We start from the raw sequence: 20,419 nt of genomic DNA on the forward strand, positions 1-20,419 counted from the left end.
ATATTAAAGACACACTGGCGCGCGCGCCGTCCAGCACGGACGGCGCGCGGAGTCCACGATTGTATGCGGCAGGGCAGCCGCACAAAGGGGTAACTGGCGCACCCCAGGGGCTTTTCAAGCCGGGTTTACGCGCAGCGGGCCGCCGCGGGCTTTGCCGCGAGGCCGGCTTGTCGGGGAAAGGCCGGGGTCGGGGCGGCCCCAGGCTCAGGCGGCTTTCCGCTGGACGGTAGATCCGGGGGTACGAAAGGACTGCATCAACGCGGCCCATTGCGGCCGCGCGGCGGCCAGGTGGCGCGCCTTGACGTGGCCATAGCCCTTGATCATTTCGGGAATCCGGGCGATTTCCAGCGCCGTGGCGTGGTTTTCGGCCGTCAGGCCCGCCAGCACTTCTTCCAGGCTGGTTTTGTATTCCTCGATCAGGGCCCGCTCCGTGCGCCGCTCTTCGGTGCGGCCAAAGACGTCCAGCGGGGTGCCGCGCAGGCCCTTCAGGCGGGCCAGCACCTTGAACGCACCCAGCATCCAGGGGCCGAACTGCTTCTTCTGCAGTTCGCCTTTGTCGTTTTTCGACGCAATGAGCGGCGGCGCCAGGTGGTAATGAAGCTTGAAGTCGCCTTCAAACATGGCGTTCACTTTGCCCAGGAAGGCCGTGTCGGTGTGCAGGCGCGCCACCTCGTACTCGTCCTTGTAGGCCATCAGCTTGAACAGGTAACGCGCCACGGCTTCGGTCAGCGTCGTTTTGCCGAGCACCGCCTCGGCGCCCCGCACCTGCTCGACAAAGGACTGGTAGGACTGGGCGTAGGCGGCGTTCTGGTAGGCCGTGAGGAAGTCCACCCGCTTGGCCAGCATTTCGGCCAGTGCCGGCTTCTTCACGAATTCGATGACCTGCGCCGCCTTGAACAAAGCCTGCACCGATGCCAGGTCGTGCGCGCAGCGACGGCCCCATTCAAAGGCCGCCTTGTTGTTGTCGACCTGCACGCCGTTGAGCTCGATCGCGCGCATCAGCGCGGCATGCGACAGCGGCACGCGCCCTTTTTGCCAGGCGAAGCCCAGCATCAGCGGGTTGGTGTAGATCGAATCGCCCACCAGCTGCACCGCCACTTGCTCGGCATCGAAGCTGCCCAACAAGTCAGCGCCCACTGCGGAAGTGACGGCAGTTTCGCAATTGCCGCCCGGAAACTGCCAGCCGGGGTTGGTCACAAAAGCCGCCGTCGGCGTGCCATGCGAATTCATGGCTACGTAGGTGCGGCCCGGCTGCATGACGGTCAGCGTGTATTTGCTGGCGGCCACGATGGGGTCGCAGCCTATGACCAGGTCGGCCTTGGCGGTGTCGACCTTGGTGGTGTAAATCGCTTCGGGCCGGTTGGCGATCTGGATGTGGCTCCAGGTGGCGCCGCCTTTTTGCGCCAGGCCGCCCGCGTCCTGGGTGACCACGCCCTTGCCTTCAATGTGCGCGGCCATGCCCAGCAACTGGCCGATGGTGATGACACCGGTACCGCCTACGCCGCCGACCACAATGCCCCAGGCGTGTTCGGCCACGGGCAAGATGGGTTCTGGAACCGGCGGCAGGCTGTTGGGCGCGCCCTTCTTTTCTTTCTTCGGTTTCTTCAACTGGCCGCCCTCGACCGTGATGAAGCTGGGGCAAAAGCCCTTCACGCAGGAATAATCCTTGTTGCAGGTGTTCTGGTTGATGCGGCGCTTGCGGCCGAACTCGGTCTCCAGCGGCTCCACCGACAGGCAGTTGGACTGCACCGAGCAATCGCCGCAGCCTTCGCAGACCAATTCGTTGATGACCACGCGTTTTTCCGGGTCCACCAGGGTTCCCCGTTTGCGGCGGCGGCGTTTTTCCGTCGCGCAGGTCTGGTCGTAAATGATGGCGGTCGTGCCCTTCAGTTCGCGGAACTCGCGCTGGATGCGGTCCAGTTCGTCGCGGTGGTGCACCGTCACGCCCTCGAGCAGCGGCGCGCTGTCGTATTTTTGCGGCTCGTCGGTCACGATCACCAGTTTGGCCACGCCCTCGGCGCGCAGGCTTTGCATGATCTGCAGCACCGAGTGGCCCTCCGGCCGCTCACCAACCTGCTGGCCGCCGGTCATGGCGACCGCGTCGTTGTAAAGAATCTTGTAGGTGATGTTCACGCCCGAGGCGATGGCCTGGCGTATCGCCAGCAGCCCGCTGTGGAAGTAGGTGCCGTCGCCGAGGTTGGCAAAAATATGCGCGTCGGTTGTGAAGGCCGCCTGGCCCACCCAGGTCACGCCCTCGCCGCCCATCTGGGTGAAGGTGGAGGTGGAGCGGTCCATCCAGGTCGCCATGTAGTGGCAACCTATGCCGGCCACGGCGCGTGAGCCTTCTGGCACGCGTGTGCTGGTGTTGTGCGGGCAGCCGCTGCAGAACCAGGGCGCGCGCTCGCCGGTGTCGGCCTTGCCTTCAGCGAGAGCCCGTTCACGCCCCTCGATCACGGCCAGGCGCTCGTCCATGCGAGAGATCACATCGGCCGGCACGCCGAGTTTTTTCAGGCGCTTGGCGATCGCCTTGGCGATGATGGCAGGCGTCAGGTCGGCCTTGGCGCGCAGCAGCCAGTTGTCGCTCGGGTTGGAGCGGCCCCATTCGCCGCCCGAGGCATCGCCCTCGGGTTCGTCGAACTTGCCCAGCACGTTGGGCCGCACATCGGCGCGCCAGTTGTAGAGCTCTTCCTTGATCTGGTATTCGATGACCTGGCGTTTTTCTTCCACCACCAGGATTTCCTGCAGGCCTTCGGCGAAGTCGCGCGTGATGGTGGCCTCCAGCGGCCAGACCACGTTGACCTTGTGCAGGCGAATGCCCAACTGGTGGCAGGTCTCTTCATCAAGCCCCAGGTCGGCCAGCGCCTGCCGCGTGTCGTTGAAGGCCTTGCCGCTGGCGATCAGGCCGAAGCGGTCCTTGGGACCGGCGATGACGTTGTAATTAAGCTTGTTGGCGCGGATGTAGGCCAGCGCGGCATACCATTTGTAGTCCATCAGCCGCGCTTCCTGCTCCAGCGGCGCGTCGGGCCAGCGGATGTGCAGGCCGCCGGGCGGCATCTCGAAGTCTTCGGGGATGATGATCTTCACGCGGTCCGGGTCGACCAGGATGGAGCTCGAGGACTCCACGACTTCCTGGATGGTTTTCATGCCCGACCAGACACCCGAAAAACGGCTCATGGCGAAGGCGTGCAGCCCCATGTCCAGGATGTCCTGCACATTCGACGGGAAGAACACCGGCAGGCCGCAGGCCTTGAAAATGTGGTCGCTCTGGTGGGCGGCGGTGGAGCTTTTGGAGACGTGGTCGTCGCCGGCGATGGCGATCACGCCGCCGTGTTTGGCGGTGCCGGCCATGTTGGCGTGCTTGAAGACGTCCGAACAGCGGTCCACACCCGGGCCCTTGCCGTACCAGATGCCGAACACGCCGTCGAATTTCTTGCTTTGCGGGTACAGGTCCAGCTGCTGCGTGCCCCAGACGGCAGTGGCCCCTAGTTCCTCATTGACGCCGGGCTGGAACACGATGTTCTGCGCGGCCAGGTGCTTTTTCGCGGCCCACAGCGCCTGGTCATAGCCGCCCAGCGGCGAGCCGCGGTAGCCGCTGACAAAACCCGCCGTGTTCAGGCCTTCCATGGCATCGCGCGTGCGCTGCAGCATGGGCAGGCGGACCAACGCCTGGACTCCGCTCATGAAAGCACGGCCGCGGCCTAAGCTGTATTTGTCGTCGAGCGTGACGGTTTCCAGCGCCCTGCGGATGTGCTCGGGAAGTGGGGCGTTCATGCTGCATCTCCCATGCGAACAAACTCGACGACAAATACAGCACAGCCGGCTTCGCCGCCTGAATACTTATGCCTTCGGCGAAACCCGCTTCGCGAGTTTTCGTCGAGGGTGACGGTCTCCAGGGCCTTGCGGATGTGTTCAGGTAGGGGCGCGTTCATGTTCGTGGGTCTCCAGGGGCTGTTTTTGGTACCGCCTTGTGGGCAGGCTTGCAAAGGGCAGTCCGGTTAGGGCTGGCCCTCTATATGCATGCAAAGTGTATGCCGCCGGCCCTGATATGTCTTTGCTTTGTTTGCCTGATTTAGGGTGGTTTTAGAAAGGATCTTGCTGCAAAATAGCAAATATGGAAACATTAGATAAGTTTGACATCGCAATCCTGAATGAGTTGCAGCTGGATGCGCGCCTGACGAACACCGAGCTGGCTTCGCGTGTGGGCCTGTCGGCCGCGCCCTGCTGGCGGCGTGTGCGGGCGCTGGAAGAAAGCGGTTTCATCACCGGCTACCGGGCCGAGATCAACCGCCACAAGATCGGGCTGGGCGTGCTGGCTTTTGTGCGGCTGGACGCCGACCGCAACAGCGGCGACGCCACGCGCCAGCTCGAGGAGGCCATCAAGAAGCTGCCGGAGATCGTCTCCTGCCACTACATCAGCGGCACCGGCACCTTTGAACTGCAGGTGGTGGCACAGGACCTGGAGGCCTTCAGCAAGTTCGCGCTGCAAAACCTGATCAACCTGCCCAATGTGAAGGACCTGCACACCAGTTTTTCACTGGGCGAGGTCAAAGCCAGCAGCGCGCTGCCGCTCGGGCATTTAAGCTAGTCCGCAGGCCGGCAACGCTCTCCAAAGCAGCCCCGGGAAACCTGGGAATGCTCGAACCCGCGCTCAGGCCTTCATTTCGAGGGCGGTTTTTCGGCGTTCACCAGGTTGCCGCTGGGCAGAACTATCCACTTGTCCGTGTTCACTTTATTGCCGTCAACATTGATTTGCCACCTGCCGAGGTCCACATAGGCAATGATGGAATGACAGTCGGCCGAAGAGGTGCAAAGTAAAAATTGGGCCCACCCGTCCGAGGCGCTGTTTTTGAAATACCAGGAAGACCACCATTTAAAGTGAATCGGCTTGTTGGCTTCACGTGACCCCGTGGCAACCAGGTATGCGGCCAAACCGTTCTTCGCCATCGGAAACATATCCGCCGAAGCGATGCGATAAGCACCGAGGCCGACGCTGGCGGCGTACGCGGCAACAATGCCAAAAATCCAGGCGATAACTTTTGTTTTGGGGTTCATGGGAACACGGATTTAATCACGGCGCTCACACCCTCTGAGGCGTGAGACGGCGGTCGGGCAACTGACTTCAGTACCATGTTAGCTTGCCTTGACCGGAACAAGCACTTTATATGGGGGGCTCTGCTCTCTCCCCTTGGTTCGCCTGCCCTGGAGATCTCCATGACGAAATTCCGAAACGCCGTTTGCGCCCTGTGCCTGCTGCCATCCATGTTCGCCCCCGCCTGGCTCATGGCGCAGCCATCGGCCAATTCAAGCCCTGAAGCGCTGCCCATGCGCAACCTGCAAATTGAAGTTCGGCAGGCCGGCAGCAGCCTGCGCTCCCAGAGCGCCTTGGGCGCACAGGGCGGTATCGTCCTGCAACCGGGACGTTCGGGCGCGAACGCCCACATCACGGCCCAGGACAGCCAGCGTAGCGACACACGCGACCTGGTGCAACGGGTGCTGGTACTCAACGGCCGACCCGCCAACATCAACCTGGGCAACAGCCAGCCGCTGCGGCTGGTGCAGGGGCGCCAGGCCGCCACCGTGTTCATCGATGCCAACAGCGGCTTTTCGGCACGGCCCCTCTGGTACGGCGGCGACAGCGTGGAGCTCGAACTGGCCGCCGGACAAGCCAGCCGCACAGGCTCGTCGCCGACGGCGCCCTTGTCCTCATCGTCCACCAGCACCTCGCTGAGCGTGCGCCTCGGGGAATGGGTCACCGTGGCCGAGTCCGACGACGCGAGCGCCGGCAACAGCAGCGGCATCGCCGACAGCCGGCAATCGACCCGTCGCGACGGGATGCGCGTGGAAGTCCGCCTCTCGGTACGTTAAAAGCCACTCAAAAACCCCTCCTGGCGTTGTTGCGCCGCCTTGCCGTACTGGTGTACTGTCTGCGGCGACGCGCCTAGCCAGGACCGCTTCGCTGGGCTTTGTGAGCGGCTTCGGCTCGGGAAATTCGGGGAAGGTCAGTCGCGCAGCGCACGCAGCGCGCCACCAAAGGCAGCAAGGGATAGCGCAACACCGCTTCACGACCGCTGGCGCCCAGGCCGAATTCGGCGCGCATGCGCGGGTTGCTGTACACCGTCTGGCGCGGCCCTTCGCCGCCGGCGTCGCGCTGGAGCAGGTCACGTCCGCCTGAGCCTTCCAGCACCGCCGTGTCATCGATGAACCTGGCGCGAAACTCGATGCCGTGCTCGCAGCGGTACAGCGGGCCCGCATCCTGCCAGTTGCCGCCGGCGCAGCCGCCCAATGCCGCCATCGCCAACAGCGCCGCAAAGGTATTCCTTGCCTTGTTCATGATGACTCCTGAAGAAGGGTTCAGCGGGGCCAGAGCACCCACAGCCGCAGCGGCTGGTTCATGCGCGCGGCGAACTGGCCGGCCTCGGGTCCGGTGCCGGCGAAATAGTCGGCCCTCACCGCACCCACGATGGCGCTGCCGGTGTCCTGCGCCAGCACCAGTTTTTGCAGGCTGCCCGCCGCGCCGCGAGAGGCCAGCCACACCGGTGTGCCGTAGGGAATGCTGCCCGGGTCGACCGCGATGGAGCGTCCCGGCGTGAGCGCCACGCCCTGCGCGCCCTTGGGGCCGAAGGCTGTGTCGAGTTCGCTCAGGGGCTGCTCCTGAAAGAATGTATAGCGCGGGTTGCTCCAGAGCATCTGCTGCACGCGTTGTGGCGGATTTTTCGCGGCCCAGGCCTTGGTGGACTCGATCCAGGGCGCGGTCATGCGGCCTTCGCCCTGGTCCAGCAGCCATTGGGTGACGCTGCGAAAGGGCTGCTCGTTGGAACCGGCATAGGCCACGCGCACCATGCGCTGCGAGCCGTCGGGCTCGGTCAGGCTGAGCCGGCCCGAACCCTGGATGTGCAGCGACATCGCCTCGACCGGATCGGCCAGCCAGGCGATCTCGCGGCCACGCAGCGCCGACTTCGCTTCGGGGGAGGTGTCGATCTCCTGCCGCGAGAACCACGGCTTGCGGCTGGCCAGCGAGGCCGGCGGACGGTACAGCGGCACCTCGTAGCCCGCGCCGGCCTGGCGGCTGGCCTTGAGCACGGGCTCGTAATAACTGGTCAGCAGCCCGTCGGCCGCCCCCTGCAGGCTTTCGACGCGATAGGGCTGCAGCCGGCTCACCATCCAGTTGCGCTGTGCGTCGGCCGAGGCGATGCTCAGGCGGCGCACCTCGGCGCACAGGGGCGCGAAGACAGGGCCCGGCCGCTCGCAGCTCTTGAGCCAGGCGTTCCAGGCCTCGAACAGCGCGTCTTCTTCAAAGCCCGGCAGCTCGGCCCAGCGGACCGCCACCCAGCGGCTTTTGCCCTGCACCAAGGGCGCGGGCAAGGGGCCGGAATCGCCGGTACGGCTGCCGGCCGCGGCAGGCTCCCCCGCCGGCGCCGACGAGGGCGGCAGCGGCGGGCTGGCGCAAGAGGCCAGAAAGGCCGTGATGGCGATAATCGTCCCAAGCCGCATGGAGCGTTTTTCATGCACGGCGCGTATCGACGGTATCCAAGGAAATGTCATGGCCTTACTTTTGCTGGAAGCCCTGGGGGCGTTGCTGCTGCTGGTGTTCATTGTGTGGTGGACGATGTTCTCGGGCCGCAAGAACGGTGAACTGAAGGAGCCGGAACCGCCGGCGCCCGGCCTGGAATCCGACAAGAAGTAAGCGGCCTCCGGCGCTACAGGTTGCGCAGCAGGTTGGCGAGTTCCACCGCCGATTTGACACCCATTTTGTCAAACACCCGCGCCCGGTGAACCTCCACCGTGCGCACGCTGATGTCCAGCTGGTCCGCGACCAGCTTGTTGGGCAGGCCGCCCACCACCAGGCGCATCACGTCGCGCTCGCGGTCGGTGAGGCCGTCGATGCGCGCCTGCAGGCCGGTGGACTGGCTGTGCTGCGCCAGCGCCGCGGCGGAATGGTTGAGCGCCTGCTCGATGCGGTCCACCAGCGCGTTGTCCGAAAACGGTTTTTCGCAAAAATCAAAGGCGCCGCGCTTGACGGCATCGACGGCCGTGGGAACGTCGGCATGGCCCGTGAGGAAAATCACCGGCAGCGTCGGCAACAAGCCGTAACCAATGAGCTTTTCAAACATGGCCAGGCCGCTCAGGCCCGCCATGCGCACGTCCAGCAGCACGCAGGAGGGCGAGCGCACTTCGAAGCCCTTTGACACCCGGGCGTCGAAGGCCTCGGCGCTGTCGAAGGTCTCGCTCAGCAGGCGGCGTGAGCGCAGCAGCCAGGCCAGCGCGTCGCGCACGCTGGCGTCGTCGTCGACGATGTAGACGGTGGCATTGTGAATCGGTTCCATGGCTGTCCTTCAGGCTTGCGGTGATTCGCCGTCCCGGGCCGGCGCCGCGGGCAGGGTGAAACTGAAAATCGTACCCTGCGGTTCGGCCGCTTCAAATCCGAGGAAACCGCCGTGCTGTTCTATCACGGTGCGGCACAGGCTGAGCCCCAGGCCCATGCCCTCCTCCTTGGTGGTGAAAAAAGGCGTGAAGAGGCGCTCCGCGACATCCCCGGCAATGCCCTCGCCGCGGTCGATCACGGCGAACTCGACCCAGCGGCTGTGCGCGTTGGAAGCGGCGGGGCGTATGCGCAGGGTCAGCACCTTTTCGGCCGGCGCCCCGCCGCCGGCGGGCTGCGCGCCCTCCGGCGGCCCCTGCATGGCCTGCATGCCGTTGCGCGAGAGGTTGAGCAGCACCTGCTCGACCATGGTGCGGTCGCACAGCACGGGCTCGCAGGCCGGGTCGACCTCGATCACGACGCGCACGCCGAGCTTGCGGGCCTGCAGGCTCACCAGCGGCATGATGGCGTCGAGCAGCGCGCGCGGCGGCACCGCCTCGCGCACCTGGTCGCGCCGGCGCACGAAGTCGTGCACGCTCTTGATGACCTTGCCGGCGCGCTCGGCCTGCTCGGCGATGCGGCGCATGGCCAGCTGCAGGTCTTCGGACAAAGGCGCTGGCGTCGGGGCGGCCGCGCGCACCCGCTCGGCGCCGGTTTCCTCCTGCAGCAGGTTGAGCGAGCCGGTGGCGTAGCTGGAAATCGCCGCCAGCGGCTGGTTGAGCTCGTGGCTCAGCAGCGAGGCCATTTCACCCACCATGGCCAGCCTGGCCGTGGCCTGCAGGCGGTCCTGGCTGGCGCGCGAGAGTTCCTCGACGCGGCGCTGCTCGCTCACGTCGAGGATGGCGCTCATCCAGCCGGTGTGCTTGCCCACCGCGTTGATCAGCGGTGCCTCCATGATCAGCACCGGAAAGCGCGTGCCGTCGCGCCGCATGAAGACCGATTCATGGCCTTCGCGCGGCAGGTTGCTGCCCGCCAGCCGGATTTCCTGGCGCTGCTGGTAGACGCCGGCGAGTTCCGGCGGCCAGTAGGGCGAAGGAAAGCTCTGGTTCAGCAAATCCTTGGCCTCCACGCCCACCATCTTGCAAAACGCCGGGTTCACATAGGTGATGCGGCCCTGCAGGTCGCGCGCGCGCAGGCCTGTCAGCACCGAGTCTTCCATGGCCTTGCGAAAGGCCAGCGCCTCGCCCAGGTCGTGCTCGACCTTGAGGCGCCGCCGCATGTCCCTGGCCAGCAGGAAAAGCACCGCCATCAACGCCAGCGACATGGCGGTTACCAGCGCCGTCAGCACATTGGGGAACAGGGCCGGCGTGCCCAGCCGGCTTTCCATCCGGACCACCAGCGTGTTGCCCGGCAAATCGAGCAGTTGCTGCGCGATGTAGATGCGGTTGCCGCGCGAGGGCACACCGTGCAGCGCCAGCCGCGTGCCGTCGGCCTCGGTGAAGGACAGGCCGACGCCGCGCGCCAGCTGCCGGCCCACCAGTTCGCCCAGGATGTCCTGCAGAGAATAGGTGGCGACCGTATAGCCCGTGAGGCGGCCGGACACCACGATGGGCAGGCACATGTCCAGCACCTCCAGGCCCAGGCCGTCGCGCTGCGGCATGAAATAGCTGGTGGAGTAAGCCGCACCGCTCAGGCGCCGGGCGGTGGTGCAGGTCAAGCCCACGTCGGCCTGCATGCCGGCCCTGCCGAGCCGTTCGAACACCGAACTGCGGTAGGGCGTTTCGACAAAGGCCAGCACGTCCAGCGACTCGCCGCGCCACTCGAGCCGCATGATCTCGCGGTGCTCGCGCAGCACTTCGGCGGCCGGCGCATGCCATGCGCCGGGGGAGCGTTCGCCGGACTGCAGCGCCTGGAAGGTCTGGATGTTGCGCGTGAGGCCCGAACGGATGTCGGTGACGGTTTCGGCGGCGTCGTGCTCGAGCCGGCTTTGCACCATGCTGGATTCGTAACGCCCCGCCAGCCATACCAGGATGCCGAGCAAGGCCGCGACCAGCACCAGCAACAGGGCCCACAGCGACCAGCGCCGGCTGGCCCGGCTCACGTTGACGCGCGGAAACTTCACGCCCTGCGGCTCCTCACAGGACGCAGTGGCGCAAGGCCGGCAGGCGGTCGCGCACGCCCTGCAGGTTGGCGGCCAGAACTTCGGCCATCACCACCCCCGCACCCTCCTCGCGCCCGGCCAGGATCTGGCCCCAGGGATCGATGGCCATGGTGTGGCCCCAGGTGTGGCGCCCGTTTTCGTGGATGCCGCCCTGGGCCGCCGCCAGCACATAGGCCTGGTTCTCGATGGCCCGCGCGCGCAGCAGCACTTCCCAGTGCGCCTGGCCGGTGGTGTAAGTAAAGGCGCTGGGCACCAGCAGCACGTCGGCCTTCAGGGCGCGGTAGAGCTCGGGAAAGCGCAGGTCGTAGCAGACGCTCATGCCTATGGTGTAAACATGGCCGTCGCGCGATGCCAGCTCGAAGCGCACGGGCTGCGTGCCGGGCTCCAGCACGCGCCTTTCGTCGTAGTCTTCCTGGCCCTGGGCGAAGCGAAACAGGTGGATCTTGTCGTAGCGGGCCGCGCATTCGCCCGAGGGCGCATAGGCCAGCGAGCAGTTGCGGGCGCGGCCGGGGTCGGCCGTGGCCATGGGCAAGGTGCCGCCGACAATCCAGAGCCCGAGTTCGCGCGCCGACCGGCTCAGGAAATCCTGGAGAGGGCCCTGGCCGGGCGTCTCCTGGAACTGCAGCTTGTCGGTGTCCTTGCGGCCCATGATGCAGAAATACTCGGGCAGCACCGCCAGTTCGGCGCCCTGCGCCGCGGCCTGCCCGAGCAGCTGGTGCGCCACTTCGAGGTTGTCCTCGATGCGGGTGCCCGACACCATTTGGATAGCGGCTACTTTCATGGTCAGCGTGTCTCCGTGGAAGCCTGGCTGGGCTTGTTGTCGGCCTGGGCCTTGCGGTCCAGCTTGGTGACCCGAGGGTCGGACCAGGTGCCGTCGATGTGGAACTCCTGGGTGGCCGCCTGCATCAGGGGCCGGCGTAAAAACATCTGCGCCAGGAAGCTGCCCAGGCCGATGGCGGGGTTGATGGCGGTGGCGATCAGCGAGGCCGTGCCGGCGTTGATTTCCGGCACCACCACGACCTTGATGTCCTGCGTTTCCTTGGCGATGTCAGCCGAGCCTTCCATGAGCACGGCGGCGTTGACGCCGCGCATCTGCAGGTTGTTGGTGTAGGCCACGCCCTGGTTGATGTTGACGTCGCCGCGGACGAAGTCGAAGGCGAAGCCCTCGGAAAAAACATCACGGAAATCCAGCGCCAGCCGCCGGGGCAGGGACTGCAGGCTCAGCACGCCCAGCAGCTTGGCGATGCCCGGGTCGGCCTTGACGAACTGCCCCGACTCGACGTTGACGTTGAACTGCCCGCTCATGGACGGGTAGTCAAAGCTCAGGGGTGAGCCCACCCAGGCCACCTGGCCTTCGAGCTTGCCCTTGCCGCGGCGGATCACCTCGCCCATGCCGAAGCGCTTGAGCAGCGCCCCCGAGTCGGAGATCTCCAGCTTGAAGTTCATCACCGTGCGGCGGCGTTCGGCGGCCGTGCGCGCGGCGGCGCGGTTGGCGCCCGCCGCGGCGGCGCCCTGTGCATTCAGCGCCACCCAGTTGCCGTTGGCGGTCAGCACGGCTTCGGGAAGGATCACGTTGAGTTTGTTCAGCCGCCATTCGCGCACACCCTCGCGCGCTGCGGCCGACGCGCCGCGGTTGACGGCCTCGATCTCGACCCGGCCCAGCTTCTTGCCGCGCAGCTCCAGGTCTTCCACCACGATGTCCAGGGCCGGGATGCTGGAGGGCTGCTCGTTCAGGATGGCCTCCACGTCGTTGGCGGTGCCGGGCTCCAGGCTCAGGCGTGAGAGCCGCGCATAGACGCGCCCGGCGCCTATGCCGCCGGGCTGGCGGAATTCCACATAGCCATTGAGTTCGGTCGCGTCGATGTTGGCGCGCCAGGTCAGGCCCTCACGCGAGCCGCCCACCACCACGTTGTTGAGCTTGCGTCCTTCCACCACCAGCTCTTTGGCGCGTATGGCCATGGTGGTCGGCAGATAGCTCATGGCGGCAGTCGCGGCGGCGCGATTGAGCGCGGCGGACGCCGCCGGCGGAGCCGCCTGCAGCGTGCCGCCGACCGTCGAGTCGCCCAGCAGCTTCTGCCAGGCGTCGAGGTCCACATGGGCCAGGTTGATGTTGGCCGCCACGCCGGCCTCCTGCAGCGGCGCGGTCTCGCCCGGCTCCAGCCCCACGGCGATGCCGCCGCGCAACACGCGCGGTTCGGTGCCGCTCAGGTCGCGTACATAGACGATGGAGGCCGTGCGCCCCACCGAGATCGACATCTGGTCTTCCAGCTTCTGCCCGGGAGCCATGGAGGCCTGCAGCAGGGCGTTTTCAAAACGCAGCGGCAAGGCCGCATCGGCGGTTTTGCTCAGGGGCGCGGGCAGGCTCAGCGCCATGCCCTGCAGGTTGCTGGCGACGGTCAGTTCCGGCATGCCGCGGCGAAACCCGAGCGTCGCCGTGTAGGCCGTGCTGCCGCTGGCGTTTTGCGCCATGCGCGCGAGCGGGCCCAGTTCCCTGGCTTGGCGTAAGCCTTCCGCGGTGACGCTGCCTTGCGCCTTGAAGGTCGTGACGGTTTCGGTCTCGCCGCCGCCCGTGGCGCGTGGCTGCGAGCGCAGGCCGCCGTCAAAACGCACATCGCCGCCCAGCAGTTTTGCCTGGCCGCCGGCGACGGAAAAGCCCTTTTCGCTCACGTTGACCACGCCCTTGAGTTTCGACAACATGGGCACAGCTGCCGAGAACTGCACGTCGTTGCCGGGCAGCGTGACAGTCCCTTCGACGCGGGACTTGTCGATCGAATGGATGGGCAATTCCAGGCGGAAGCGGTAGTCGCCCGTGCCGGTGGCGGTAGCCGCAGCCAGCGCGTGGCTGGTCATGCCGCCCACCGGCGACTGGTTGACGAAACCCAGGGCGTCGGCCAGCGCGCCCTTGAGGTCGACGTTCACATTGACCGTCGAGTTGTGGGTCAGGTCCGGAATGCGCGCCTCGCCCTTGACCAGTTGCAGGCCCGGCAGGCCCGCAACCTTGCCGCTGGCGCCGTTCACTTCAAGCGCCGCGCGGTTGAAGACCAGTTCACCGCCCAGCTCGGTCAGGGCCGGCCACGGCGCCGCACCGGCCGGCTGTATGGTCTTGGGCACATAGGCGAAATGACCGTTGCGGATTTTGGCGGACACCCGGAAGTCCCCTTGCGCGGGGTTGGCAAAGGGCAGGTGCTCGAGCGGGCCCTTGACCTTGAACTTCACGTCGCTGACCTGGCCCTGCACCACCGCATCGCGCACATAGTGGCGTACGGGGTCGGGCAGCACCAGCGGCAGGTAGCGGTGCACACGTGTGCCGTCACCCCGGCTCAGGCTGCCCTGCAAATCGAGCACACCGGGGAAGCGCTGGTCCGGCGCGCCCGCGACGAGCGCCGGGCCGGCCGCGTCCTGGGTGCGCCAGCTGACCTGCGCCTCGCCCTGGGCATCCGCGTTGGCGAACTGCAGGTTGCGCAGCTGCGCCTCGATTTTCCGGCCCGAGAATTTCCATTGGGCATCGACCGCCAGTTGGTCGAAGGGCACCAGCGAGTCTTCAAAGACGCCGGGCAGGTCGAGCGCGCCGTTGGTGATCCTCACCTTGGCCTGCCCGCCGTCCTGCGTGAGGTCAAAGTCGATCGCGGCGCCGCTGATGCCCGGCCTGCCGGGCTTCGGATGCGCCGGGGCGCCTGCCGTGGGCGCCGAAGCCGGGGCCGGCGGCGGCGGCAGCGCGGCAACGCTCAGGCCCGCGACCCGGCCTTTCGCGGCATAGCTGCTGGGCGCGGCCATGGTCCCCTGCCAGCGCGCCTCGACGGCCTCTACCAGCCCCTTGGGCGCGAAGGACGTGATGAAGCCGTGCGTGGCGGCATCCAGCGGCAGGCGGTTGGCGATCTGCGCGAGCGCGGCCAGGTCCAGCTTGTCGGCCTTGAGTTCCGTGTGCTGCGGCACGCCGGCCTCGTCGCCGGTGTGCACCAGGGCCACATTGCCGCCCGGCCACTGCAGGCCGTCACGGGTGCGAAAACGCAGGCCCTCGGTGTTGAAGTCGAAGCCGTTGGCGCGCTGGCTGCCGCCTATGCGCCCCGCGACGGATTCGAAAGCCAGCGGCTGGAGCTTGGCGCCGAAGCGGGCATCTACGTCCTGCAGCGCCACGTCGGCCGTCCCGCCGGTGATCCGGCCCTTGCTCACGTCGGCCCAGGCGCGCAGCGCGCCGTTGCCGCGCGCCAGCTCCACGCCCAGCGTGTCCATGTTGACGTACTGCCGGACGCGGGACGCATCGACGCGGGCGAACTCGGCGAACAGCTGTCCGGTCCAGGCGTCGAAATCGCCGGCGCTGCCGGAGAGCAAGGATTGGCGGAATATGCCCCTGACGCTGAAGCGGTCACCCCATTCGGCCGGCGGCGTGGCGTCCAGGCGCAGCAGGTGCCGACGGTGCGCGTTGCGCATGACCCAATCGACCTGCGTGAGCGCCAGCGGCGGCGCGCCTTGCAATTCGTCGGTCCAGCGCACGGTGCCGCCGCGCATGACAAATTCGGTTTGCGAGAAGAACCAGTCGGCCGCGGCGCTCTCGCCGCCCGCCCGGTCCTGCGAGACGTCCAGGCCGCCCACATAGATTTTTCCGTTCGCGGCGCGGCGGATGTCCAGCTCGGGCTTGTCGATGGAGATCTGCTCGAAACCCAGCCCCCAGATGGAAGAGGGCGACAGGGCGCCGAGCACGCGCGGCAGCCTCAGGGCTTCACGGCCCTGCGCATCCAGCAGGGTGACGTCGCGCAACTCGAAGGACGGGATCATCCCCTGGGTGTGCGCGGTGATTTCACCAATGCGCACAGGCACCCCCAGGGCCTTGCTGGCCTCTATTTCCAGGCGCGGACGGAATTCGCCGATTCGCGGCACAATCCAGCCATGCAGCACGAACCAGCTCAGGCCAAAGAGCAGCCAGGCAGCGGCGACAAGCCACAACAGGACGCGCAGGATGAGGGCAAGCCAATGCAGGCGGCGCGGCGGCAGGGTGGACAGGCTGGGAATCGTTGGCTCCATTGACTTGAGAATTATGACCGCCGGGGCCGGTATGCGCCCGGCGGGGGACCATGAAGTTTTGTGAAGTAGTGTGATGACCGTTGCTCTGACCGCCAGCCCTGACTCTCCTTCCGCCGCCGGACCGGCTGCACCGGGCGCGTCGGGCTATTCCCGCTTCGTCCAACGTGTTCGCCGCCGCTATGCAGAATTGCTGCCGCTGTTGCCTCCCGGTGCGCCGGTGCGCGCGGGCATGCAACTCGCCCTGGACGCGCTGCTGGCGCAGGGCCTGGAAACCGGCGCCGCCCTGCGCGTGCTGCGCCAGCTGGTCATGGAAAGGCTGGTGGTGCTGGACTGCGACGGCACCTGCGAAGATCAGGCGCCATTGAAGGTCGTGACCTGCGCCATGACTGAACTGGCGGAGCTGGCGCTGGATGTCGCGATGCGGGATTCGGCCCGCATGCTCGATGCGCAGCACGGCGCACCGCAGGGCCCCGGCCCGGAGCGCGCCCGGATGTGGGTGGTCGGCATGGGCAAGCTGGGGGCGCGCGAACTCAATGTCTCCAGCGACATCGACCTGATCTACGTCTACGACCACGACGGCGAAACCGCCGGGCGCGCCGACGGGCGCGGCCAGATATCGAACCACGAATATTTCGCGCACCAGGTCAAGGCCGTCTTCAGCCTGATCGGCGACGCCACCGAGCACGGCTTTGTATTCCGGGTGGACCTGGCGCTCAGGCCCAACGGCAATTCCGGGCCGGCCGCCGTCTCACTCAGCGCGCTGGAGGAATATTTCCAGGCGCAGGGCCGCGAATGGGAGCGCTTTGCCTGGCTCAAGAGCCGGGTGGTGGCGCCGCTGGAATGCATACAGAGCGGCTCCGCCCAGGCCCTGCGCGGCTCGGTGCTGCCCTTCGTGTTCCGGCGCTACCTGGACTACAACGTGTTCGACGCGCTGCGCACCCTGCACCGGCAGATCCGCGAGCACGCGGCCAAGCGCTGCGCCGGCCATCCCGAGCGCGCCAATGACGTCAAGATGTCGCGCGGCGGCATACGCGAAATTGAATTCACCGTGCAGCTGCTGCAGGTGGTACGCGGCGGGCAGTTTCCGGAACTGCGCACCCGCCCCACCGTCGACGCCCTGCAGCGCGTGGCCCGCGCGGGCCTGATGCCGCAGGAAACCGCCGACGCGCTGGCGCGGGCCTACGATTTCCTGCGCCGGGTGGAGCACCGCATCCAGTACCTGGACGACCAGCAGACCCATGTGCTGCCGACACGCGACGACGACCTGGCCTGGATCGCGGACACGCTGGGCTACGGCAACTGCTGCCCCTTCCTCAGCGAACTCGACGCGCACCGCGAACTGGTGGCCGGCGAGTTCGACAAGCTGCTGGGCGGCAAACCCGACTGCAAAGGCTGCGGCGGCAAGGCCAAGGCCCCGCCGCAACAGCTCGACGACCTGCTGGAGCAGCTTTCCGAACAATGGCCCGAGCAGTTCCGCGCCCGCCTGGCACTGTGGCGCCAGCATCCCCGGGTGCTGGCCCTGCGCGAGGATTCGCGCGCGCGCCTGACGCGGCTGGTGCAGCGCACCGCGGCCTGGCTGGCCGAGGGCGCGGTGACCGAAGAAGCGGCGGTGCGCATCATCGACTGGATAGAGCCCCTGCTCAGGCGGGAGAGCTACCTGGCGCTTCTGCTCGAACGCCCGGCCGTGCATGAGCGCCTGCTGCGCCTGCTGGGCGCGGCCAAGTGGCCCGCGCGCTATTTGCTGCAGCACCCCGGCGTGATCGATGAGCTGGCCAGCGACGAGCTGCTCAAGGAGCGCTTTGACGGCGCGGCCTTCGCCCACGACGTGGAACAGCGGCTGGCGGCCCTGCGCAGCACCGGCGAGGACGACGAGGAAACCTGCCTGAACCTGCTGCGCCGCGCCCACCACGCGGAGGTCTTCCGCACGCTGGCGCGCGACCTCGAAGGCGTGCTCACGGTCGAACAGGTGGCCGACGACCTGAGCGCGCTGGCCGAAGCCGTGCTGGACATCACCACCCGCTGGTGCTGGCAGCGCCTGAAAAACCGGCACCGCGAGACGCCGCAGTTCGCCATCATTGCCTACGGCAAGCTGGGCGGCAAGGAACTGGGCTACGGCAGCGACCTGGACATCGTGTTCGTCTACGAAGACGAGGATGAGCGCGCCCCCGAGGTCTATGCGGCCTTCGTGCGCAAGCTGATCAACTGGCTGACCATCAAAACCGGCGAAGGCGACCTGTTCGAGATCGACACGGCCCTGCGCCCCAACGGCAATTCGGGCCTGCTGGTCACGAGCTTCGAGGCCTATACCCGCTACCAGCAGCAGCGCGGCAGCAACACCGCCTGGACCTGGGAACACCAGGCCATGACGCGCGCGCGCTGCGTGCTCGGCGGCGATGCGCTGCGGCAGCGCTTCGACCAGGTGCGCGAGACCGTCATCACGGCCCCGCGCGACACCGTGGCGCTGCGCGGCGAAATTGTCGCCATGCGCGAGAAGGTGCGCAGCGCGCGTCCAGTGCGGGGCGACAAATTCGACGTGAAGCACAGCCCCGGCGGCATGGTGGACGCCGAGTTCGCGGTGCAATTCCTGGTGTTGTCCGAGTCCGCGCGGCATCCGGAGCTGATCGCCAACGTGGGCAACATTTCCCTGCTGCAGCGCGCCGAAGCCGCCGGCCTGTTGCCGGCCGGCGTGGGCCAGCGTGCCGCCGCGGCCTACCGCGAATTGCGGCGCGTCCAGCACCACGCGCGCCTCAACGAGGAGCCGACCCAGGTCAGCCCGCCGGCGCTCCAGGCCGAGTGCGACGCCATCCGGCAGCTGTGGATCTCCACTTTCAAATCAAACGACTGATTTAATTCAATCATTTGTTTGATTCATGTGCTTTAATGCGGGCACATGAATGCCGTTCCTCGCCCCAAAACAGCCTCGCGCGCCGCCGGCCCCGAAGGCGAAACCCGCAAGCAGCGTTCCGACGGCGCCCACGCCAGGACACACCTGCTGCACACGGCGCTGCGCCTGTTCTCCGAAAAAGGCTTTGCCAAGACCTCGATACGCGACATCGCCCAGGCCGCAGGTGCGAACGTGGCGGCCGTCAGCTATTACTTCGGCGACAAGGCCGGGCTCTACCGCGCTGTGTTCACCGAGCCGCTGGGCAGCGCGCGCGACGACATCGCGCTGTACAACCAGCCGCACTTCACGCTGCGCCAGTCGCTGGAGGGGTTTTTCTCGGGCTTCCTGGAGCCCTTGCGCCAGGGGGAACTGGTACAGCTCTCGACGCGGCTGCACTTTCGCGAGATGCTGGAGCCCACCGGGCTCTGGGCCGAAGAAATCGACAAGGGCATCAAACCCGCGCACGCGGCCCTGGTGACGGTGCTGTGCCGCCACCTGGGGCTCACCAAAGCCGACGACGAGGTGCATCGGCTGGCGTTTTCCATCACCGGGCTGGCGATCCACATGTTCATCAGCCGCGAGGTGGTGGACGCAATCCGGCCGCAGCTGTTCGGCGCGCCCGACGCGGTGGGGCAATGGGCCGAAAGCCTGGTGGCTTACGCTGAAGCCATGGTCGCCGTCGAAACAGGGCGCCGAAAACACCTTCCCGACCATCCCGCGGCCGGTACGCCGCGCCTGAAAACCGCAAGCCATGAAAAAACCTGATTTCCGGCGCAAGCCATCCCGCCTGCCGGCGCTGGGGCTTCTGGCCGCCTGCGCGCTGCTGCTGGCCGGGTGCGCCACCGACCTTTCTCCCTACCGCATGCCGGCCGCGCCCATTCCCACGCAATGGCAAGCGCCCCTGCCCGCCGCGGCGCCGGGCACCACCTCGGCCTTGCCCCATGACGGCAGCCTGGCCGGGCTGTCCCGGTGGTGGGGGCAGCAAAACGACCCCTTGCTGGTCGAGTTGATCATGGCCGCGGAAGCGGTCAGCCCCAGCGTGTCGACGGCGCGCTCCAATATCGAGCAGGCGCGGGCTTCACGCGTGGCCTCGGATGCGGCGATGCTGCCCGCACTGGATGCCGTTGCCAGCGCGAGCCGCGGACGCTCGGCGCCGGTGAACCGTGCGGTGCCGCCGATTGCCACGACCCTGGAGGCGGGCCTGCAGGCATCCTGGGAAATCGACCTGTTCGGCCAGTACGCGGCCAGCCGGGATGCCGACCAGCACCGCTTTGAAGGCGCCCAGGCGACCTGGCATGCCGCCCGCGTGTCGATGGCCGCCGAAGTCGCGACGCAGTACTACAGCCTGCGCGCCTGCGAAAAACTGCTGGAGGTCGCGCGCGCCGACGCCGCCTCGCGGGCCGAAACCTCGCGGCTCGCGGACCTGAGCACCAAGGCCGGCTTCCAGGCGCCCGCCACCGCGGGGTGGATGCGGCCCGCCTGGAAGTGGGCAGCGCCCGCGCGCAACGCTTTCCCAGGCTGAGCCTCAGCGGCTCGGTCTTCACCACCAAGTCCCGCACCAGCGCTTCGACACAGCGTTTCGACACCTGGACGGTGGGGCCGCTGCAGCTGACGGTTCCGCTCTTTGACGGCGGCGCCAGCGAAGCCAACGTCGAAGCCGCCAAGGCGCGCTACGAGGATGCCGCGGCCCAGTACCGCGCCAACGTGCGCAAGGCCGTGCAGGAGGTGGAGGAAGCGCTGGTCAAGCTGCATAGCACCGCCGAACGCAACGAGGACGCGCGAGTCGCCGCTCAGGGCTACCGCGCCTCCTTCACCGGCACCGAAGCCCGCTACAAGAGCGGGCTGGCCAGCCTGGTCGAACTCGAGGACGCGCGCCGCACGCTGCTGGCCGCGCAAAGCAATGTGGTGACGCTGCAGCGCGAGCGCCGCAGCGCCTGGGTCGCGCTGTACCGCGCACTGGGCGGCGGCTGGACCACCACCGAGCCGCCGGTGCCGCCCCTGGCCTCGGAAGTCTCCGCCCCCTTCACGCCCGCCGCCATCACCGCGCCCTGAGGCC

Annotated in this window: 15 protein-coding genes; 7 read left to right on the plus strand and 8 right to left on the minus strand. The window is 67.2% G+C overall.

Annotation, left to right across the window (positions count from 1 at the left end):
- Positions 1–204: 204 nt before the first annotated feature.
- Positions 205–3,771, minus strand: a complete 3,567-nt coding sequence (locus AC1D1F_RS20850) for an indolepyruvate ferredoxin oxidoreductase family protein (RefSeq protein ID WP_477696601.1) — start codon at positions 3,769–3,771, stop codon at positions 205–207.
- Positions 3,772–4,111: 340 nt separating this feature from the next.
- Between AC1D1F_RS20850 and AC1D1F_RS20855 the strand changes: the two genes are divergently transcribed.
- On the plus strand, positions 4,112–4,585 hold the full coding sequence (locus AC1D1F_RS20855; RefSeq protein ID WP_477683197.1) for an Lrp/AsnC family transcriptional regulator: 474 nt from the start codon (positions 4,112–4,114) through the stop codon (positions 4,583–4,585).
- 71 nt (positions 4,586–4,656) lie between these two features.
- Here the strand turns inward: AC1D1F_RS20855 and AC1D1F_RS20860 are convergent, their stop codons facing one another.
- Entirely contained in the window at positions 4,657–5,052 is a 396-nt protein-coding gene (locus AC1D1F_RS20860) for a hypothetical protein (RefSeq protein WP_477696603.1), read from the minus strand.
- A 159-nt stretch (positions 5,053–5,211) separates the two neighbouring features.
- Here AC1D1F_RS20860 and AC1D1F_RS20865 point away from each other — a divergent pair, with 159 nt between their 5' ends.
- Positions 5,212–5,865 carry a hypothetical protein gene (locus tag AC1D1F_RS20865; RefSeq protein ID WP_477675746.1) on the plus strand — a complete coding sequence of 218 codons (654 nt, stop codon included), beginning with the start codon at positions 5,212–5,214 and terminating at the stop codon, positions 5,863–5,865.
- Positions 5,866–5,938: 73 nt separating this feature from the next.
- On the opposite strand, the gene AC1D1F_RS20870 is transcribed toward AC1D1F_RS20865, so the two are convergent.
- A complete protein-coding gene (locus AC1D1F_RS20870; RefSeq protein WP_477675747.1) occupies positions 5,939–6,331 on the minus strand; it encodes a hypothetical protein in 393 nt (130 codons plus the stop codon).
- 20 nt (positions 6,332–6,351) lie between these two features.
- The gene (mltA, locus tag AC1D1F_RS20875; RefSeq protein WP_477675748.1) at positions 6,352–7,593 is read right to left on the minus strand and encodes a murein transglycosylase A; all 1,242 of its coding nucleotides are present in this window, start codon (positions 7,591–7,593) and stop codon (positions 6,352–6,354) included.
- On the opposite strand from mltA, the gene AC1D1F_RS20880 reads away from it, so the two are divergent.
- Entirely contained in the window at positions 7,541–7,684 is a 144-nt protein-coding gene (locus AC1D1F_RS20880) for a hypothetical protein (protein WP_477655858.1), read from the plus strand. The two genes, mltA and AC1D1F_RS20880, sit on opposite strands and share 53 nt — an antisense overlap.
- A gap of 13 nt (positions 7,685–7,697) precedes the next feature.
- On the opposite strand, the gene AC1D1F_RS20885 is transcribed toward AC1D1F_RS20880, so the two are convergent.
- Genes AC1D1F_RS20885 through AC1D1F_RS20900 form a run of 4 tightly spaced genes read right to left on the minus strand, consistent with a single transcriptional unit; the run spans position 7,698 to position 15,479 of the window.
- Positions 7,698–8,324, minus strand: a complete 627-nt coding sequence (locus AC1D1F_RS20885) for a response regulator transcription factor (protein WP_477675749.1) — start codon at positions 8,322–8,324, stop codon at positions 7,698–7,700.
- Positions 8,325–8,333: 9 nt separating this feature from the next.
- On the minus strand, positions 8,334–10,421 hold the full coding sequence (locus tag AC1D1F_RS20890; RefSeq protein ID WP_477675750.1) for a two-component system sensor histidine kinase NtrB: 2,088 nt from the start codon (positions 10,419–10,421) through the stop codon (positions 8,334–8,336).
- A 13-nt stretch (positions 10,422–10,434) separates the two neighbouring features.
- Positions 10,435–11,241 (minus strand): carbon-nitrogen hydrolase family protein, encoded by an 807-nt coding sequence (locus tag AC1D1F_RS20895; RefSeq protein ID WP_477696605.1) that lies wholly within the window; start codon positions 11,239–11,241, stop codon positions 10,435–10,437.
- Positions 11,242–11,243: 2 nt separating this feature from the next.
- Positions 11,244–15,479 carry a YhdP family protein gene (locus AC1D1F_RS20900; RefSeq protein WP_477675752.1) on the minus strand — a complete coding sequence of 1,412 codons (4,236 nt, stop codon included), beginning with the start codon at positions 15,477–15,479 and terminating at the stop codon, positions 11,244–11,246.
- A gap of 73 nt (positions 15,480–15,552) precedes the next feature.
- On the opposite strand from AC1D1F_RS20900, the gene glnE reads away from it, so the two are divergent.
- Genes glnE through AC1D1F_RS20920 form a run of 4 tightly spaced genes read left to right on the plus strand, consistent with a single transcriptional unit; the run spans position 15,553 to position 20,415 of the window.
- Positions 15,553–18,324, plus strand: a complete 2,772-nt coding sequence (gene glnE / locus AC1D1F_RS20905) for a bifunctional [glutamate--ammonia ligase]-adenylyl-L-tyrosine phosphorylase/[glutamate--ammonia-ligase] adenylyltransferase (RefSeq protein ID WP_477675753.1) — start codon at positions 15,553–15,555, stop codon at positions 18,322–18,324.
- Positions 18,325–18,369: 45 nt separating this feature from the next.
- Entirely contained in the window at positions 18,370–19,128 is a 759-nt protein-coding gene (locus tag AC1D1F_RS20910) for a CerR family C-terminal domain-containing protein (protein ID WP_477675754.1), read from the plus strand.
- Complete coding sequence (locus AC1D1F_RS20915; RefSeq protein WP_477700818.1) at positions 19,115–19,885, plus strand: TolC family protein; 771 nt, start codon at positions 19,115–19,117, stop codon at positions 19,883–19,885. Before AC1D1F_RS20910 ends, AC1D1F_RS20915 begins: the two co-directional genes overlap by 14 nt.
- A complete protein-coding gene (locus AC1D1F_RS20920) occupies positions 19,828–20,415 on the plus strand; it encodes a TolC family protein (RefSeq protein ID WP_477700819.1) in 588 nt (195 codons plus the stop codon). Before AC1D1F_RS20915 ends, AC1D1F_RS20920 begins: the two co-directional genes overlap by 58 nt.
- Positions 20,416–20,419: the final 4 nt, after the last annotated feature.

The organism is Polaromonas sp. P1_H6 (assembly GCF_056405195.1).

What these genes read in the sequence shown, in the direction of transcription:
- AC1D1F_RS20850 (WP_477696601.1), bottom strand. Translation starts at nt 3,771, where the DNA reads ATGAACGCCCCACTTCCCGAGCACATCCGCAGGGCGCTGGAAACCGTC.
- AC1D1F_RS20855 (WP_477683197.1), top strand. Translation starts at nt 4,112, where the DNA reads ATGGAAACATTAGATAAGTTTGACATCGCAATCCTGAATGAGTTGCAG.
- AC1D1F_RS20860 (WP_477696603.1), bottom strand. Translation starts at nt 5,052, where the DNA reads ATGAACCCCAAAACAAAAGTTATCGCCTGGATTTTTGGCATTGTTGCC.
- AC1D1F_RS20865 (WP_477675746.1), top strand. Translation starts at nt 5,212, where the DNA reads ATGACGAAATTCCGAAACGCCGTTTGCGCCCTGTGCCTGCTGCCATCC.
- AC1D1F_RS20870 (WP_477675747.1), bottom strand. Translation starts at nt 6,331, where the DNA reads ATGAACAAGGCAAGGAATACCTTTGCGGCGCTGTTGGCGATGGCGGCA.
- AC1D1F_RS20880 (WP_477655858.1), top strand. Translation starts at nt 7,541, where the DNA reads ATGGCCTTACTTTTGCTGGAAGCCCTGGGGGCGTTGCTGCTGCTGGTG.
- mltA (WP_477675748.1), bottom strand. Translation starts at nt 7,593, where the DNA reads ATGAACACCAGCAGCAGCAACGCCCCCAGGGCTTCCAGCAAAAGTAAG.
- AC1D1F_RS20885 (WP_477675749.1), bottom strand. Translation starts at nt 8,324, where the DNA reads ATGGAACCGATTCACAATGCCACCGTCTACATCGTCGACGACGACGCC.
- AC1D1F_RS20895 (WP_477696605.1), bottom strand. Translation starts at nt 11,241, where the DNA reads ATGAAAGTAGCCGCTATCCAAATGGTGTCGGGCACCCGCATCGAGGAC.
- AC1D1F_RS20900 (WP_477675752.1), bottom strand. Translation starts at nt 15,479, where the DNA reads ATGGAGCCAACGATTCCCAGCCTGTCCACCCTGCCGCCGCGCCGCCTG.
- glnE (WP_477675753.1), top strand. Translation starts at nt 15,553, where the DNA reads ATGACCGTTGCTCTGACCGCCAGCCCTGACTCTCCTTCCGCCGCCGGA.
- AC1D1F_RS20910 (WP_477675754.1), top strand. Translation starts at nt 18,370, where the DNA reads ATGAATGCCGTTCCTCGCCCCAAAACAGCCTCGCGCGCCGCCGGCCCC.
- AC1D1F_RS20915 (WP_477700818.1), top strand. Translation starts at nt 19,115, where the DNA reads ATGAAAAAACCTGATTTCCGGCGCAAGCCATCCCGCCTGCCGGCGCTG.